The organism is Vreelandella neptunia (assembly GCF_034479615.1).
In the GTDB taxonomy this organism is placed as follows: Bacteria; Pseudomonadota; Gammaproteobacteria; order Pseudomonadales; family Halomonadaceae; genus Vreelandella; species Vreelandella neptunia.
Genome location: NZ_CP140255.1, coordinates 3,947,248 through 3,961,400 on the forward strand (window position 1 = coordinate 3,947,248; position 14,153 = coordinate 3,961,400).

Annotated in this window: 14 protein-coding genes; 2 read left to right on the forward strand and 12 right to left on the reverse strand. The window is 57.0% G+C overall.

The annotated features are described in order from the left end of the window. Nucleotides 1–23 precede the first annotated feature (23 nt). Genes menE through frdA form a run of 7 tightly spaced genes read right to left on the reverse strand, consistent with a single transcriptional unit; the run spans nt 24 to nt 6,612 of the window. Nucleotides 24–1,421, reverse strand: a complete 1,398-nt coding sequence (menE, locus tag SR894_RS18305; RefSeq protein ID WP_223288430.1) for an o-succinylbenzoate--CoA ligase — start codon at nt 1,419–1,421, stop codon at nt 24–26. Beyond that, nucleotides 1,418–2,362: an o-succinylbenzoate synthase gene (menC, locus tag SR894_RS18310; protein WP_223288431.1), complete on the reverse strand. Its 945-nt coding sequence runs from the start codon at nt 2,360–2,362 to the stop codon at nt 1,418–1,420. The genes menE and menC overlap by 4 nt, the downstream gene beginning before the upstream one ends. Beyond that, nucleotides 2,362–3,222, reverse strand: coding sequence for a 1,4-dihydroxy-2-naphthoyl-CoA synthase (gene menB / locus SR894_RS18315; protein ID WP_223288432.1), 861 nt, complete (start codon nt 3,220–3,222; stop codon nt 2,362–2,364). Before menB ends, menC begins: the two co-directional genes overlap by 1 nt. Nucleotides 3,223–3,269: 47 nt before the next feature. Then, entirely contained in the window at nt 3,270–3,650 is a 381-nt protein-coding gene (frdD, locus tag SR894_RS18320) for a fumarate reductase subunit FrdD (RefSeq protein WP_227405921.1), read from the reverse strand. Between the two features lie 17 nt (nt 3,651–3,667). Continuing rightward, nucleotides 3,668–4,063, reverse strand: coding sequence for a succinate dehydrogenase/fumarate reductase transmembrane subunit (locus SR894_RS18325; RefSeq protein ID WP_223288433.1), 396 nt, complete (start codon nt 4,061–4,063; stop codon nt 3,668–3,670). A gap of 12 nt (nt 4,064–4,075) precedes the next feature. Further along, complete coding sequence (locus SR894_RS18330) at nt 4,076–4,828, reverse strand: succinate dehydrogenase/fumarate reductase iron-sulfur subunit (RefSeq protein ID WP_133731416.1); 753 nt, start codon at nt 4,826–4,828, stop codon at nt 4,076–4,078. Then, nucleotides 4,825–6,612, reverse strand: a complete 1,788-nt coding sequence (gene frdA, locus SR894_RS18335) for a fumarate reductase (quinol) flavoprotein subunit (protein WP_223288434.1) — start codon at nt 6,610–6,612, stop codon at nt 4,825–4,827. The genes SR894_RS18330 and frdA overlap by 4 nt, the downstream gene beginning before the upstream one ends. Before the next feature lie 267 nt (nt 6,613–6,879). On the opposite strand from frdA, the gene SR894_RS18340 reads away from it, so the two are divergent. Beyond that, nucleotides 6,880–8,349, forward strand: coding sequence for an anion permease (locus SR894_RS18340; protein WP_223288435.1), 1,470 nt, complete (start codon nt 6,880–6,882; stop codon nt 8,347–8,349). Here the strand turns inward: SR894_RS18340 and menH are convergent, their stop codons facing one another. From menH to SR894_RS18360, 4 genes are read right to left on the reverse strand one after another with little or no spacing between them, the layout of a single operon-like run. After that, nucleotides 8,350–9,102, reverse strand: coding sequence for a 2-succinyl-6-hydroxy-2,4-cyclohexadiene-1-carboxylate synthase (gene menH, locus SR894_RS18345; protein ID WP_290279439.1), 753 nt, complete (start codon nt 9,100–9,102; stop codon nt 8,350–8,352). Then, nucleotides 9,092–10,855, reverse strand: a complete 1,764-nt coding sequence (gene menD / locus SR894_RS18350; RefSeq protein ID WP_223288437.1) for a 2-succinyl-5-enolpyruvyl-6-hydroxy-3-cyclohexene-1-carboxylic-acid synthase — start codon at nt 10,853–10,855, stop codon at nt 9,092–9,094. Before menD ends, menH begins: the two co-directional genes overlap by 11 nt. A gap of 5 nt (nt 10,856–10,860) precedes the next feature. After that, the gene (locus SR894_RS18355) at nt 10,861–12,183 is read right to left on the reverse strand and encodes an isochorismate synthase (protein WP_223288438.1); all 1,323 of its coding nucleotides are present in this window, start codon (nt 12,181–12,183) and stop codon (nt 10,861–10,863) included. Nucleotides 12,184–12,211: 28 nt separating this feature from the next. Next, nucleotides 12,212–12,715 carry a DoxX family protein gene (locus SR894_RS18360; protein WP_223288439.1) on the reverse strand — a complete coding sequence of 168 codons (504 nt, stop codon included), beginning with the start codon at nt 12,713–12,715 and terminating at the stop codon, nt 12,212–12,214. A 141-nt stretch (nt 12,716–12,856) separates the two neighbouring features. On the opposite strand from SR894_RS18360, the gene SR894_RS18365 reads away from it, so the two are divergent. After that, complete coding sequence (locus SR894_RS18365; protein ID WP_223288440.1) at nt 12,857–13,783, forward strand: 1,4-dihydroxy-2-naphthoate polyprenyltransferase; 927 nt, start codon at nt 12,857–12,859, stop codon at nt 13,781–13,783. Between the two features lie 58 nt (nt 13,784–13,841). On the opposite strand, the gene hmuQ is transcribed toward SR894_RS18365, so the two are convergent. Continuing rightward, nucleotides 13,842–14,144 (reverse strand): heme-degrading protein HmuQ, encoded by a 303-nt coding sequence (hmuQ, locus tag SR894_RS18370; RefSeq protein WP_022521683.1) that lies wholly within the window; start codon nt 14,142–14,144, stop codon nt 13,842–13,844. Nucleotides 14,145–14,153: the final 9 nt, after the last annotated feature.

A 14,153-nucleotide genomic window follows, 5' to 3' on the forward strand; every position in this document is an offset into this window, starting at 1 on the left:
TAAGTCACCAATGGGTTGCGCCGCTAAACGGTAAAATCCACGCGTGCCCGCGCCAGCTCAGCAAACCGCGTGCGGGAGGGTTTAAAGCCCACTCCAGGCGGCCAAGCTAGCCAGGCATCGGGCACCATAAAGCCGGGTAGCGCTTCGCGTACCCAAGTGCTTAGCGCCTGTTCTGTCACGCCTTCTCCATGCCAATCGATAAACGCCACCGGGCGCTCCCCCCACTCGGGGTGGGGCACCGGTACCACTAGCGCCTGGGCAACGCCGGGGTGGTCGACCAAGCGCTGCTCGATTGCTTCTGGCTGAATATTCTCGCCACCGGAGATAAAGCCGTTATCGAGCCGACCTTCCACCACCAGCGCACCTTCCGAATTGAAGTGCCCCTTGTCGCGGGTGGCAAACCAGCCTTCGTCATTGAGGGCTGGATCAATCTCGCCGTTATTCAAATAACCGCAGAACAGGGTCTCGCCACGCACCTGTATCTCACCCTCAACAACCCTCACTTCACGATCCGGCAACGCCTTACCGACGACGCCCGGTGCGGTGGGTATACCAGTGCAAACCTGGCTGGCCATTTCCGATAACCCATAGCTAACCTTCGGTGTTAGCCCCAAGGAGGTCATCTTTGCAACCAACGGAGCGGGAATCGCCGCGCCGCCCAGTAGCAGCTCGCGCAACTGCGTGCGCTGGGGCGAAAAGCCCGCCTTCAGCAGCCGCCAAAGCTGAGTAGGCACTAGTGAAAGGTGGGTAATCGATTGTTGCTCAAGGCGTGCGGGAAGCGTGTGCGGCTCGTCATCAAGAATAATCCGCCCACCGGCCATAAAAACGCGGAACGGAATAGCGTAGCCACCGATATGAAACAGCGGCAGCGAGAGTAGCCAGCCACTGTTTTGATCAACGGGAATAAACGACGCCGAGCCACGAGCGGAGGCCAAATGATTGGCCACGCGATGCAGCACCGCCTTGGGCGTACCGCTGGAGCCTGAGGTAAAAATGGTGTTGCACAGCTGGCGCCCATCGAGCGCCGGAGGCTCATCTGCATCAGCTTCCGCCAGGAAATCCAGGGTAATCGACGTTAGCTGGGAGGAGTAATCGTCGACGCTTTCCGTTTGGCAAACGCTGCCAGCCTGCAAGCGTTTGGCCATGTCGAGCTGCTGGGCAACAGGAAAGGCAGGGTTAAGCGGGCAGAAAACAACCCCAGCCCGCAGGCAGGCCCACGCCAGCAGCAAAGACTCAAGTGAGCCTTTTGCAGGAACCACTAGCCGATCACCTGGCACAAAACCTTTCCGAGCCAGTTGCTGCGCTAAAGATGCGACGCGGCGATTGAGTGTTAGGTAACTAAGCTTTACCGAGCCCGCCTCTATGGCGATATGCTGCGGGGCCTCTTTGGCCCAGTAGTGAATAGGGCAAGTATCTTTCACGCTGAATTTTCCATGTTAGAAAGGCAGTGCAAGCTTTCTGTCATCACTTCGCCCGTTGCAGTGGTCACGCGCTCGGTAAGCCAGTGGCCAGTATCCAGCCCCGGCGGCTCATCGGGCGCCCACACGCTAGCCAGCCGACTCAACAGCCCAAGGCCCAGATCGGACTCAAAGCTAGAGGAGATCACCACGCGAAGGTTACCCGCCCTTGCTCGTTGAACGAGTGCCCCGCAGATGCTTAGCGAGCCGACCAGCGAGGGTTTGATCACCAGGGCTTTAAGCTGCGGGTGATAGTTCCACTCCTCCCCGCGCGTTAGCGTTTCATCCAGGGCAATGGCCACCCCGGTGGCTTCTGCAACAGCGATAGTGTCAGCGAAGGTAGCGCAGGGCTCTTCCAGGTAGTCGATCTGTTTAAGGGGCAGGCGCTCACAGAAGCGCTGAGCTTCTTGCCGTGTCCAGCCGCCGTTGGCATCCAGAATCAGCTTGGTCGTCGGCAGCCGGGCGGCAAGCTGTTCGATCAGCGCTAGCTCCTCTTCCATAGCATAGCGCGCCACCTTTAGCTTAAGCCGAGACGGTGGCGACGCTTGCCAATCGGCGGTTGGAAGAGACTGGATTAGCGCGGCAGGCGCACCCTGGAGCAACGGGTAGGGCGGCAAAGAAGCAGGAAGATTGCTTGGCCAAGAGCGTTGGGCGCAGTCAAACCCAAACTGCACCGATTGCAGTGCTGGGGAGACTTTTTCGCCTCGGCTCAACGCAGCCAAACAGGCCAGACTTTCGGCTTCAGCTTCCGCCAGCGTTTCAGTCGAGAAGCCAGGTAGCGGGGCAATCTCGCCCCACTGCCCGTTAATGGAAACTAACAGCCCTTCTCTATTCGCCAGCCGCTCTCCTTTAAACACTAACGGCTGGAGGAACGGGAGGGAGTAGCGATAGAGCGCCAGCTGCATTAAGGGTTACGCGGGTAGCGGGAGAAGTCCGGGCGGCGCTTTTCGTTAAAGGCGTTACGGCCCTCCTGCCCCTCTTCGGTCATGTAGTAGAGCATGGTGGCATTGCCCGCCAATTCCTGCAGCCCGGCCTGGCCGTCGCAGTCGGCATTGAGCGCGGCTTTTAGGCAACGCAGCGCCATGGGGCTGTGCTGTAGCATTTCCCGGCACCAGCGCACGCTCTCTTTTTCCAGTTCGTCCAATGGCACCACGTGGTTCACCAGCCCCATTTCCAGCCCTTGGGCGGCGCTATATTGGCGGCATAAAAACCAGATCTCCCGGGCTTTTTTCTGGCCCACAATGCGCGCCATATAAGAAGCGCCGTAGCCGCCATCGAAGGAGCCGACTTTAGGGCCTGTTTGGCCGAAAATCGCGTTGTCGGCGGCAATGGTCAGGTCGCACATTAGATGCAGCACGTGGCCGCCGCCGATGGCGTAGCCCGCCACCATCGCCACTACCGGTTTAGGGCAGGTACGAATATCGCGCTGGAAATCCAGCACGTTGAGGTGGTGGGTGCCCTCTTCATCCTGGTAGCCGCCATAGTCTCCGCGAATGCGCTGGTCACCGCCGGAACAGAACGCTTTGTCGCCTGCGCCAGTCAGCAGAATGGCGCCAATAGCGCTGTCGTGGCGGGCGCGGTTAAGCGCTTGGGCCATCTCGCTAACCGTTAGCGGGCGAAAGGCGTTGCGAACCTCTGGCCGGTTGATGGTAATGCGGGCAATGCCATCGGCAGTGGTGTGGTACAAAATATCCTGATAGCCATCGGAGCGATCCTGCCACTCGACTGGTGCATAGAGTTCCGTTTCAGTGAGTCCGTTGATCATGCCAGTCTCTTTTTATCTGTTGAGGCGAAATGCTTGCAGCGAGCCGTTTAACCCAGGAAGCCCGCCACGACTAAACCCAGCGCCACAATACTAAGCAACGCAGCCCCACCGTACATTAGTTTTTTGTTGATTGAGTCATTACCCACGCTGATATCAAACATCCCATGGCGCAGGCGGTGGGCGGCGTGAAAGAGCGGCAAACAGACCACCGCCCCAACAAACAGAAAGCCCGGTACGCTAAACAGCAGTGCCGATGCGCGCTCATAGCTCAGCGCTTCGGCAGGCAGCAGGCCAAGGGGCAGTAGAACGGCGATAAAGAGAATCACGGCGGGCAGCAAGACGGCAAAACAAACGCCGCCCGCGCTAAACAGCCCCCACCAAAGCGGCTCATCAATGGCTTGTTTATGCCGATTGTCGTGTTTATTCATGGCTATTTTTTCCATACTTAGGCCCTCCCCAGTAGCCAGAAAAATAGCAGCGCAACGACCACCACTCCCGCCCACTGTCCGGCAACAATGGCCTGATCAGGCAGGCTGCGCCCGGCGATACGCAGCGGCATTACCCGGGGAAACAGCACAAAGAAGGTGGCGGCGTGAAACAGGCTAGCGGCGAGCGCTAGAAGATTCAGCACTAATACGATGGGAGAGCCCATAAAGGCGATCCACCCCTGCCAACTTTCTGCTCCTTGAAGAAGAGCAACCATACCGGCAAGCAAGCAGAGCGTAAAAAACACCAGCGGCAGCACCGTGGCTTCGCGCAGCATATAGAGTTTAAAGAAGCGGTGTTTCAGCCACCAGTTGCGTTTCAGTGGCGGCAGGCGTTGTGTTGATAATTTATCCATGACGTTCCTCCCCTACCCTTTGAACAGCGCAATGAGTGTGTGTTTGGCTGCCTCGACCTTGCCCTGATTCACAGCAGCGGCCGGATCAACGTGTTTGGGGCAAACCTTGGAGCAGAAGCCCACAAAGGTGCAGCTCCACACCCCCTCATGGCGGTTAAGTTCGGCCATACGCTGCTTCTTGCCATGGTCGCGGCTATCCAGGTTGTAACGGTGGGCCAGCGTTAGCGCCGCCGGGCCAAGGAACTCAGGATTAAGTCCAAACTGCGGGCAGGCGGAGTAGCAGAGACCACAATTAATGCAGTTGGCGAACTGCTTATAGCGGGCGAGCTGTTCGGGAGACTGCTGATAGGTTTCCGGTGCCTGGGGGTCGTAGGGTTTTACTGGGTTGTCATCGATCAGGTAGGGCTTAACCGCCGCCAGGTGCTCAAGGAATATTTCCATATCCACTACTAAATCCCGCTGCACCGGGAAGTGGGATAGTGGCTCGATGCGGATCTCGCCTTCGTAATCGCGCAGGAAAGTTTTACAGCCGAGCTTGGGAATGCCGTTCACCATCACACCGCAGGAGCCGCAAATCGCCATTCGGCATGACCAGCGGTAGCTCAAGGTACTATCGAGCTGCTCTTTAATATGGTTTAGGGCATCCAACAGCGAGGTGCTGTCGTCCACCGGCAGTTCGTACTGCTGCCAATAGGGTTCAGCCGAGCTGTCGGGCATGTAGCGCTTGACGCTGATGTGTTTGGTGATGATCTGCTGAGTATTCATGCCTTGCCCCCCTTGCCTGCATCGCCATAGGCCCGCTCAGCCGGTGCGGAGAACCGCACATCGACATCCTGCCAGTGCAGCTCGGCATTCGCCTCGCCTTGGTAAAACACCTGGCTGTGCTTGAGGTAGTTAACGTCGTCGCGTTTCTGCATGCCTTCATCCAGGCGCTGATGGGCACCGCGGGATTCACGGCGCTCAAGAGCACTCAAGCAAGAGGCTTCGGCAATATCCAACCCATAGCCAAGCTCGATACACTCCAGCAGCTCGGTATTGAATATCTTGCTGGTATCTTTAACGCGTATCTCATTGAAGCGAACGCGCAGTTGGCGCATGGTCTCAAGCGAATGGCGCATGCCCTCTTCAGTGCGGTAAATACCGCAGCCGCTCTCCATGGCCTGCACCATGGCGCGCTTGAGCTCGACCCAGTTCTCCCCACTTCCGTTTCCGTCACAAAGGCGCAGCAGTTTTGCTTGTTGGCGGTCACCCTGGGCTTCCAGCAGGCGCATCTCCGCCCACTCGGTTTGTGCTGCGCGCTTGCTGGCTTGTTCACCGGCTAAGCGGCCAAACACCAGTAGCTCGGTTAGCGAATTGGAGCCTAGCCGGTTGGCACCGTGCAAACCGACAGAGGCGCACTCTCCTGCGGCGTAGAGCCCGGCGATTGAGGTCTCGCACTGAGGGTCGGTTTCGATTCCGCCCATGGTGTAGTGCACCGCCGGGCGAATAGGGATGGGCTCTTTAACAGGATCGACATTGATATAAGATTTAGCCAGTTCGCAGATAAACGGCAGGCGCTCCAGAATGTACTTTTCACCCAAGTGACGCAGGTCAAGATAAACCACGTCGCTGTCGCCAAACTTGCCGGTGCGGCCCGCCTGCTGTTCCTGCCAGAAGGCTTGGGAGAGTTTGTCCCGCGGCCCCAGCTCCATGTATTTGTTTTCCGGCTTGCCCAACGGGGTTTCTGGGCCAAGGCCGTAATCCTGCAGGTAACGGTAGCCTTCTTTATTGAGCAGAATGCCGCCTTCGCCCCGGCACGCTTCGGTAATCAAAATGCCGGAGCCAGGCAGGCCGGTGGGGTGGTACTGAACAAACTCCATATCCCGCAGCGCCACACCGTGACGATAGGCCATCGCCATACCGTCGCCGGTGACAATGCCCGCGTTGGTATTGAAGCGGAACAAACGCCCTGCGCCGCCGGTAGCGAGAATCACCGCTTTAGCGCGCAGCAAAGTTAACTCACCGGTGGCGATCTGCAGGGCAATCACGCCAATTACCGCACCTTCATGTACCGCCAGATCAAGCACGAAGAACTCATCAAAGCGCTCGATCTCTGGGTATTTCAGCGAGGTCTGAAACAGGGTGTGGAGCATATGAAAGCCGGTTTTGTCGGCGGCGAACCAGGTGCGTGCGGTTTTCATGCCCCCGAAGCGGCGCACCTGCACTTGGCCATCGTCTTTACGGCTCCAGGGACAGCCCCAACGCTCCATCTGCACCAGCTCTTGATAAGCGTGATGGACAAAGTAGTCGACGACGCCCTGCTCAACCAGCCAGTCACCGCCTGACACTGTGTCATCGAAATGCGCCTGGTGGGAATCTTCGGCACTGGTGACGGCGGCAGCGCCGCCCTCAGCCGCCACGGTATGGGATCGCATGGGGTAAACCTTGGACAGCAGCGCTATGCGCTGGGGAGTGCCCTGCTCCTTGGCCTGCTCGGCAGCCCCGATAGCAGCGCGCAAGCCTGCACCACCCCCACCAACAATGACGATATCGAAATCTCGCTGCTGCATGAAAAGCCCCTTCATTAGCCAAGTCAAAGGTGGTACTGGCGGCAATCTGCGCTGCCGTCTTGTGTCTTCGAACTTACCATACAAGAGGAAGGCCCTGTTCATTAGTCCAAAGGACTATTGATGTACATCAAGAAAGGAAGGAATCGAGCTAGCATCGCTTTTACCCTAGTGCTGCACCGCCTACTCTTCAAGTCACTCACTGCCGGGCAGACCACTGCCCACCAAGCAAAAAAAGAGCACACTACTAACACTGAAGAGAGGTGCTGCATGACGACCAATGCTCAACCCTCACCGCGATGGAAACTGTTAGCGCCGCTAGCAATCGCTATCATCGTCGCGCTAATACCCACCCCCCCGGGGCTTTCACCTCATGCGTGGTACTTTTTCGCCATTTTCCTCGGCTGTGTCGTTGGCCTTATTCTTGAACCGTTGCCGGGCGCAGTGGTGGGTCTGGTCGGCGTTACCCTGGTGGCACTGCTTTCCCGGTGGGTGCTGTTCTCGCCGGAGCAACTAGCGGCTGACGGATTTAATGCCGCGGGCCAAGCCTTTTCCTGGGCGGTGTCAGGCTTTACCAACTCCACCGTCTGGCTAATTTTCGGTGCCTTTATGTTTGCCCTGGGGTACGAAAAAACCGGGCTCGGGCGGCGGATATCGCTCTGGCTGGTCAAAGCCATGGGGAGGCGCACCTTGACCCTTGGCTACGCGGTGATGATTGCCGATGGCATTTTGGCGCCGTTTACGCCCTCGAATACCGCGCGCAGTGCGGGCACGATCTATCCCGTGATTCGCAATCTACCGCCGCTTTACGATTCGCACCCCAATGACCCCAGCATGAAGCGCATGGGTAGCTTTTTGATGTGGACCGCGTTGGCCTCGACCTGCGTAACCAGCTCGCTATTTTTGACCGCCCTGGCCCCCAACTTATTGGCTATCGCGCTCACCGAAAGCACCACTGGCATCCAAATCAACTGGGGACAGTGGTTTATGGCGGTCGTGCCGGTGGGCATCCTGCTGCTTCTGCTGGTGCCGCTGCTGAGCTACTGGCTATGCGCCCCCGAAGTGAAGGCAGGCGATGAAATTTCCGACTGGGCGGGAAAGGAGTTAACCAAGCTGGGGGCACTGACCCGCCATGAAATAATGTTGGTCGCTATGGTGGTCACCGCCCTGCTGCTGTGGATTTTTGCCGGCAGTGTTATCTCTGGTTCACTCGTGGGCCTAGTGGTGATCTGCGGCATGCTGTTAACCGGTATTGTGACCTGGAGCGATATTCTCGATAACCGAGCAGCCTGGAATACCTTTGTATGGTTTGCCACCCTGGTGGCACTAGCGGGCGGGCTTAGCCAAGTAGGCTTCGTTAACTGGTTTGGCAATGTGGTTGGCGGTCAGATAAGTCACTTCGACCCACTGGTGGCCATGGTGGCGCTAGTGGTCATTTTCTATCTACTGCACTACTTCTTTGCCAGCGTGACGGCCCACGTTACCGCCCTGCTGCCGGTGATTCTGGCCGCGGCATCAGGCATTGCCGGGCTGGATATGCAGATGTTTGTTCTGCTGCTGCTACCCACACTTGGCTTTATGGGCATCCTCACCCCCTACGGCACTGGCCCCAGCCCGGTTTACTACGGCAGCGGCTACCTGCCCAGCGCGCTCTTTTGGCGCTTAGGGGCGATCTTCGGGCTGCTCTTCCTGGTGGTTTGGCTGGTGATCGGCCTGCCCTGGTTAATGGTGATCAGCTGATCAGTGTTTTAGCCAAGCGTTGAGCTGCTGAGCAATCATCTCCGGTTGCTCAGCATGAAGATTGTGGCCCCCTTCCAGCGTGATATGGCACAGTCGCGGGGCCATCGTTGCTAGATAGGTAGCCAAAGAGTGGAACTTGGCATCCCGCTGCCCCGAAAAGTACCCCACCGGAAGCGTGGTATTTTCCAGCCACTGCCATAGCAAAGGCTGTTGACCCAAGGAAGTTGCTCGCAGCATGCTGGCGATGGCTGGCCCGTGATTCGCTAGCCGACGCTGAATCTGCCGAGCGCGCTGGGCGTCGGTTAAGTCGGCGAACACCGGCTGCTGGTACCAGTCGGCAAGTACGTTTTCCAATGGTTCCTGCTCGAAGCGTGTTGCCCAGTGCTCATCGTGAGCAATTCGGGCAGAGCGCTCACTGGCAGGCAGCCCTGGGTGGGCACTTTCCAGCCAGAGCGCATCCAGCCCCGGTGGCTGACGGCTGGCATGGTACAGCGCCAAGCGCCCGCCCAAGGAGTACCCCAGCAGGCAGTAACGGCGAACACCGTGAGTTATCAGCGTATCGCCCAGCCAGTGGTGAAAGGCCTCAAAAGAGCCTACCTGCACATGGTGATTCTGGCCGTGGCCGGGTAAATCCAGCGCGAGGCAGTGAATGCCTTCCAAGCCAGCGATGACCTCAACCCAGTCCTCAGCATCGCCCAGCAGGCCGTGGAGCAATACCAGAGTCGGCGCCTGCGTTTGAAGTTTACTGCCCACGCGGCTCCTCTCGAATCGCTGCGCCAAGATGCTTGAGATCATCGGCCACCTGCTGATGAGGTACGTTAATCTCAATCAGCGTAACGTCCGCCAGCAGGGCCTGAGTGTAGGCCGCTATAAAAGCATCCAGTGACTCTGGCGCGAAATAGCCAAGTCCAAACATCTTCGCCGCATGCTCGAAGTGCAAGCCGTGAGGCTGGCGATAATAACGCGCCAGCAGATCGCCTTCTTTAGGCACCGGCAGCATATGGAAAATACTGCCGCCATCGTTATTAAGGATAATCACCACCAGAGGTTGGGAGGCCTGTTTCAGCAGCGCCAAGCTATTGAGGTCATGGAGTGCGCTGGTATCTCCCAGCACAATGGTGGTGGGCTCCGAGCGTGTGCAACTGAGTCCAAAAGCGGTGGCAATTAAGCCATCAATCCCAGAAGCGCCGCGATTGGCCAATACCCGTAGCGGCGTTTGGCGATGCGTACCCAGCATATTCATTAGCCGCGCGGGTAGGCTGTTGCCTATAAATAACTGGCCTTCAGCCAACTGCGCTAAAAGGTGACAAACTCCCAGCTCTGAGAAGGCTGTACAGCGCTCTTCAACAAGCTGAGTAGTGCGTCGTTGGAGGCTAGCCAGCTGATGCCAGGGAGGCTGCTCAGGTATCGTTGGCAAATCATCTATAAAGCTGGCGGGCGAGCATATCAAACGGCGCTTAACGCAGTAGTCGGGATCCAGTCGCTGGGGCAACGAATCAACCAACCAGACATCCTGCCAGGGCTGCTGGGCAATAAATTGGCTTAATCGCTTGGAGATTAACCGGCCACCAAACTGTAGCAACACCTCGGCTTTGGCGAGCTCAGCGCTGAAACGCTCATCATGCAGCGCCAAGTCAAAATGGATTAGGTTGTGAGGGTCAAACCGAACCTGGCTCTGTATGTCGGCCAGCAGCGGCCAGCCCAACTGCTTGGATAGCTCAACAATCTGCAGCGCCTGCTGGGAATTATCAGAACTGTCTTCAATCCGGCCTACAACAATCAGGCCCCGCTGCTGGGCAAACGCTTTCCAATCGTCTTTGAAGGTTGGCATCGACGTGCTTATCGGCCAATCACTCCACGGCTTTGAAGTCATCAGCCAGCGCCCGAGCGGAGAGAGATATTCACTTGCATCCACCAAGCAGTTACCGGGATAAAGCGGTTCACGGTAACGGCAGTTAATGTGGATGGGCCCCGGTGTGCGGCGCTGCTGATCAACCGCTTGGTCAAGCGTGCTAAGTAAAAACGCTGCTTTTATCTCAGCATCCGGCGGCGGCAGATCGTGGTGAACAATGGTGTGGCGGGAGAACATATCCCGCTGGTCAATCGCCTGATTGCTGCCGTTATCCAGCAGCTCAATGGGGCGGTCGGCAGAGAGCACAATCAGCGGTACGCCGAGCAGCTTGGCTTCCACCACTGCCGGGTAAAGGTTGGCTACAGCGGTGCCTGAGGTAGTGATAATGACGACCGGGCGCTGACTGCCCCGGGCAGTACCGAGCGCCATAAACCCCAGCCCACGCTCATCAAAGTGGCAGTGGCAGCGCAGCCCGGCATGCTCGCTGGCCACCATGGTTAAAGGCGATGAACGAGAACCTGGCGCCAGTACTGCGACGCGCACGCCTAAGCGGTAGAGTTCTTCCAGCATCAGCGTCGCCCATACATGATTAAAAGTGGCGTACTCTTTCAAAAAACCACTCTTCGTAAAACCGTCCGATGTCAGTGCTGTCATCTACGTTATCCCATCCCAAGCAGCGACATAATGTCAGCAATTTTCGTATCCAGTTCGTGCCACTCCTCGTCTGGTTGGGAGCCTGCCACAATGCCTGCACCGGCATAAAGGCGAATCGCTTCTGGGCCGATATGGGCGCAGCGAATGGCCACGGCCAAATCGCTGCTGGTGTGGCTGATTCGGCCGAAAACGCCCGCATACCAGCCGCGTTGATGAAGCTCATGCTGGCGAATAAATGCCAGCGCCGACTTGCGGGGAACACCGCCTACCGCCGGGGTAGGCGGCAGCACTGCCAGCAACTGCTGGTCGGTGACGTCTCGGTGTAACTCGGCGTGAATCAGACGACGGATATGCTGCACCGAGCGCAGCTTAACAATATGCGCCTCGCCCATCTGGACTTGAGAAGAGAGCGGCTCAAGCTGGGTCAAAAGCTGCTGATAGACACACTGGTTTTCCAGACTGTTTTTCTTATCGGCAAGCAGTTCATCGGCAAGCGCTTGATCTTGTTGGGCATCCTGCCCACGACGCGTGGTACCCGCCAGCGCCTCGGTCATTAAATGCCGTCCTTCACGCTTGTAGAGCCGTTCCGGCGGACAGCCGATAAAGGCTTCCTGGGGGGTAAACTGGACGCCAAAGTGAAAACAGTCGGCGGCACCGGCCTGCCAGCGGGCTAGCAGCGCCCAAGGGCTAGGCGTTTCAGGGGTCGTCAGGCAGGTCTCCCGGGAAAGCACCACCTTGGGCGTATGCACTAGGTGGTCGGGGTTCGTCACCTGTCCCACCCAAGCCACCCACTCTTGTTGGCTAGGGCGATCTTCACGCTGGTAAACCAAAGGCTGCAGGCGAGGCAGCGGCTGCTCTGCTACCAACGCGTCTAAACAGGCATAAGCCTGGGTGATTTCGGCACCGGGGGAGCGGTCATCGAAACGTAGATTAAGTGATAGCGTCGCGCCACCTTGATGGCGTTTAAGCTCGATACGCGGCAGCAAAAAGTGGCAGGCTGGAAAGTGCTCCCACCCCGGCGTACCAGGGTCGAAGGCCATGCCGCCAAAATAGTTGGGCTGTTGGCCGCCTGCTTGAGCCAGCACAGCAAGATCCGCCTGCAGCGCCGCTAACGAATCAAACGCCTTAATCGCCCCCAACACCGCACACTCAACGGTGTTCGTATCACGCGCCTTCCAATAGAGGCGGGGATAAACGCTCTGCACGTTTAGCCACCCCATCAGGTTACCCACCTGGCAGGGGATAGTTAGGCGGATAAACCCTGTTTTATCGGTTTCACAAAGCGTATCAAGCTGATGCTTGAGGGCTTCAATAGGGTTAGATTGCATAGTTCGCCTGTTAGGCCAGCGTTTTCAATTACCTGCTAACGCCAGCTTGGTACGTTAAGCCTAGCTTCTTCTTTATATAAGGTAGCACCCACCGATCACCGCCAAGCCGCCCTGCATTGGCACCCGCCACCAGTAAAAAGAACGTCAGCGCAATCATCCATGGATTAGTGGACACCGTGCCTGCCATCAAAAACGACATGTTCATCATGATGGCAAAAAACGCAGCAAATGAGGTCAGTACACCAACGATCAACCCCAGGCCCACTAACACTTCTCCCAACGGTATAATGAAATTAATGACATCCGCATTGGGCAGCGCAAAATTCTCTAGAAAGGCAACATAGTTAGGGTAAACCGCGCTTCCCTCACGCATCACAGGGTTGGCAACAGCATTGCTTAAGAAGCCCTCGGCGTTAAAGCCGCCGGTCATTTTACCAATGCCCAAGGTTAGCCAGGTGATGCCTAAATAGAGCCGTAGAAGTAACCAAACTACCGCCATATATTTGTTATGTCTAAATAAGTCGCCAATCATCGCGTAAACTCCTACTCAAGGGTGCTTGCAGTGTGGGACAAGATGACGCGGCATATTTTGACTTAGATCTACTTTTCCACACTTAATCATACATTGCCGAATGTTTATTAAATGAAAATGGTCAACAGGAATATCAACGGAATGGGACAAAATAGTAAGCGCCGCCACTACCAAGCCTGGGTATTAGCCGCTCGCCCCCGAACGCTGCCGCTGGCGTGCGCTTCTATTTTGCTGGGCAGTGGGCTAGCAGCGAGTGTGGATGCTCTTAATATGACTGTACTTGTGCTGGCCCTGCTGACCGCCATTGCGCTACAGGTGCTGTCTAATTTAGCCAACGATTACGGTGATGCCGCATCGGGTGCCGATGACGAACAGCGTATAGGGCCTGCAAGAGCGGTCTCTTCTGGTTTGCTTACCGCGGAAAAGATGCGCACGGGAATGATCGTCGCGGCTACAGTTGCCGCGTTATTGGGGTTGTTACTGCTGGTCGCCGCGTTTGGGAATCAGTGGGGGCAGATTCTCATCTTCATTTTATTAGGGGCTGCCGCCCTGTTGGCAGCAGTGACCTATACCGTTGGGCTTGGCGGCACCCCTTACGGCTACCGAGGGTTTGGGGACATTGCGGTCTTTGTATTTTTTGGTCTGCTTGGCGTATTGGGCACCTACTATTTACATGTACAGCAGCTAAGCTGGCTGCCGTTTTTACCTGCCGCCGCCTGCGGCCTGCTGGCCACCGCCGTGCTCAATGTCAATAACGTACGCGATATCGAAAGCGATGCTCCTAACGGCAAGATCACCCTGGCGGTGCGGCTTGGCCGCACTAAGGCGATTAGCTACCACTGGGCGCTGCTGGGATTAGCGCTGCTGCTTACCTTGATCTATTTAGTTGCGCTGCCGGTGCCGTGGGTGGGATGGAGTTGCCTGCTGGTGACCAAACCACTGACTGATGCTGCAAAAACGCTAAGCCATACCCGTGATGGCGAGATGCTAACCAATATGCTGAAGAAGACGGCCATTTCAACGCTGCTTTACAGCGTGCTGCTCTCTATTGGCTTGGTGCTGTTTTAAAGTGCCCAAAGCGGGGCAACTACCCCGCTGACAACCTGCTTCGTTTAGCCGTGCCGCCTTACAGCACCACCTCATAACCTTCAAACTTAGGTGGGCCAAGATAAATACCTTCGGGTGACTTGGCATTGGCATGGGCCTTCCGGAACGCGTCTGACTTAGTCCAGGCGCGGAAGGCTTCTTCCGATTCCCACACGCTGTGGGAGATAAACACGGTGTGATCTTCCTGGCTTTCGCCCTGCAGCATCTTGAACTGTTTGAAGCCCGGCACTTCATCCAGGTGAGAGTCGCGGTTACGCCACACCTCTAAAAAATCCTCTTCACGGCCTGGGGCAATCCGAAAACGGTTCATGGCAATATACATCGTTACTCT

Excerpts from the sequence above, each read along its gene's own strand:
- menC (WP_223288431.1), bottom strand. The coding sequence starts at position 2,362 with ATGCAGCTGGCGCTCTATCGCTACTCCCTCCCGTTCCTCCAGCCGTTA.
- menB (WP_223288432.1), bottom strand. The coding sequence starts at position 3,222 with ATGATCAACGGACTCACTGAAACGGAACTCTATGCACCAGTCGAGTGG.
- frdD (WP_227405921.1), bottom strand. The coding sequence starts at position 3,650 with ATGAATAAACACGACAATCGGCATAAACAAGCCATTGATGAGCCGCTT.
- SR894_RS18325 (WP_223288433.1), bottom strand. The coding sequence starts at position 4,063 with ATGGATAAATTATCAACACAACGCCTGCCGCCACTGAAACGCAACTGG.
- SR894_RS18330 (WP_133731416.1), bottom strand. The coding sequence starts at position 4,828 with ATGAATACTCAGCAGATCATCACCAAACACATCAGCGTCAAGCGCTAC.
- frdA (WP_223288434.1), bottom strand. The coding sequence starts at position 6,612 with ATGCAGCAGCGAGATTTCGATATCGTCATTGTTGGTGGGGGTGGTGCA.
- SR894_RS18340 (WP_223288435.1), top strand. The coding sequence starts at position 6,880 with ATGACGACCAATGCTCAACCCTCACCGCGATGGAAACTGTTAGCGCCG.
- menD (WP_223288437.1), bottom strand. The coding sequence starts at position 10,855 with ATGACAGCACTGACATCGGACGGTTTTACGAAGAGTGGTTTTTTGAAA.
- SR894_RS18355 (WP_223288438.1), bottom strand. The coding sequence starts at position 12,183 with ATGCAATCTAACCCTATTGAAGCCCTCAAGCATCAGCTTGATACGCTT.
- SR894_RS18360 (WP_223288439.1), bottom strand. The coding sequence starts at position 12,715 with ATGATTGGCGACTTATTTAGACATAACAAATATATGGCGGTAGTTTGG.
- SR894_RS18365 (WP_223288440.1), top strand. The coding sequence starts at position 12,857 with ATGGGACAAAATAGTAAGCGCCGCCACTACCAAGCCTGGGTATTAGCC.
- hmuQ (WP_022521683.1), bottom strand. The coding sequence starts at position 14,144 with ATGTATATTGCCATGAACCGTTTTCGGATTGCCCCAGGCCGTGAAGAG.